This is a genomic window from Pseudomonas sp. TWI923 (genome assembly GCF_039673365.1).
GTDB lineage: Bacteria > Pseudomonadota > Gammaproteobacteria > Pseudomonadales > Pseudomonadaceae > Aquipseudomonas > Aquipseudomonas sichuanensis.
The window spans coordinates 1-1,439 of sequence record NZ_JBDJLM010000173.1 but is presented as its reverse complement, the minus strand read 5'-3'; the positions used below and the strand labels follow the sequence as shown (position 1 = coordinate 1,439).

The following is a 1,439-nucleotide window of genomic DNA, read 5'->3' as shown; positions in this document are numbered from 1 at the left end:
GCCGGCTCCCACAGGGATCGCATTGTGGGAGCCGGCTTGCCGGCGAAAGGGCTGCGCAGCAGCCCCACGGTCCAACAGACGTAAACGGTACCGTGATGAAAAGCCAAACCATCCGCCGCTGGTCAGCGATCCACACCTGGACCAGCCTCATCTGCACCCTCTTCATGCTCCTGCTCGCCCTCACCGGCCTGCCCCTGATCTTTCACCACGAGATCGAGCATCTGCTGGGCGAAGCCCCCGAATTGCGCGAGATGCCCGCAGGCACCCCGCACCTGGACCTGCAGCAGTTGGTGCTCAAGGCCGAGCAGCACCGCCCCGGCGAGGTGATGCAGTACTTCGGTTACGAGAAGGACGAACCCAACGGCGTGGTGGCGATCACCGCCGCCACCGCCGGCACCGACCCGAACGACTCGCACACCTTCATGCTCGACGCCCGCACCGGCGAGGCGGTGGCCATGCCGGCTGCCAACGGCGGCTTCATGATGCTCATGCTGCGCCTGCACGTGGACATGCTCGCCGGGCTGCCGGGCAAGCTGCTGCTGGCCTTCATGGGCGTGTTGTTCGTGCTGGCGATCGTCTCCGGCACCGTGCTCTACGCGCCGTTCATGCGCCGCCTGAAGTTCGCCACCGTGCGCCACGAAAAATCATCACGGCTGCGCTGGCTCGACCTGCACAACCTGATCGGCGTGGTCACCCTCAGCTGGGCATTGGTGGTGGGCGTCACCGGGGTGATCAGCGCACTGTCCGACCTGGTCATCGCCGCCTGGCGCAACGACAGCCTGGCGGCCATGGTCGCGCCCTACCGCGATACGCCACCCCTCACCGAGCGCGCACCGGCCACCCAGCTGCTGCATATCGCCGAACAAGCCGCCCCCGGCATGCGCCCGGACTTCATCGCCTTCCCCGGCACACGCTTTTCCAGCGAGCACCACTACGCGGTGTTCATGAATGGCGCCACGCCGCTGACCTCGCACCTGTTCACCCCAGTGCTGATCGACGCCCGCACGCTGCAGGTGACCGCCGTCGGCGAGCGCCCGTGGTACATGGACGCCATGGGCCTGTCGCAGCCGCTGCATTTTGGTGACTACGGCGGGCGGCCGATGCAGATCCTCTGGGCCGTGCTCGACGTGCTGACCATCATCGTGCTCGGCAGCGGCCTGTACCTGTGGTGGGGCAAACAGCGCAAAGCGAAGGAGGCGCGGGCATGAGCCACAACTCGCAAAGCACCGGGCGGATCTTCGCCTGGCCGGCGCTGGTGGCGCTGCTGAGCCTCGTCGGGCTGTTCGCCGCGCTGCTTGGGGATGGGGTCTGGGATAGCTTGGCCTGGATCGGCCTGGGGGCTTCGGCCGTGCTGGGCCTGAGCGGGTTCTGGCGACGCTAGAGGGAACCACGCTGTCCGTGTAGGAGCGGCCTTGTGTCGCGATAGGGCCGCACAGCGG

Annotated in this window: 2 protein-coding genes; both read left to right on the top strand. The window is 67.3% G+C overall.

Going from position 1 to position 1,439, the window contains the following annotated elements; all coding sequences use genetic code 11:
• Window positions 1–95 precede the first annotated feature (95 nt).
• On the top strand, window positions 96–1,208 hold the full coding sequence (locus ABE459_RS25975) for a PepSY-associated TM helix domain-containing protein (protein ID WP_323830162.1): 1,113 nt from the start codon (window positions 96–98) through the stop codon (window positions 1,206–1,208).
• The gene (locus tag ABE459_RS25970) at window positions 1,205–1,381 is read left to right on the top strand and encodes a DUF4175 domain-containing protein (protein WP_258705557.1); all 177 of its coding nucleotides are present in this window, start codon (window positions 1,205–1,207) and stop codon (window positions 1,379–1,381) included. The genes ABE459_RS25975 and ABE459_RS25970 overlap by 4 nt, the downstream gene beginning before the upstream one ends.
• Window positions 1,382–1,439 lie beyond the last annotated feature (58 nt).

What these genes read in the sequence shown, in the direction of transcription:
- ABE459_RS25975 (WP_323830162.1), top strand. Translation starts at nt 96, where the DNA reads ATGAAAAGCCAAACCATCCGCCGCTGGTCAGCGATCCACACCTGGACC.
- ABE459_RS25970 (WP_258705557.1), top strand. Translation starts at nt 1,205, where the DNA reads ATGAGCCACAACTCGCAAAGCACCGGGCGGATCTTCGCCTGGCCGGCG.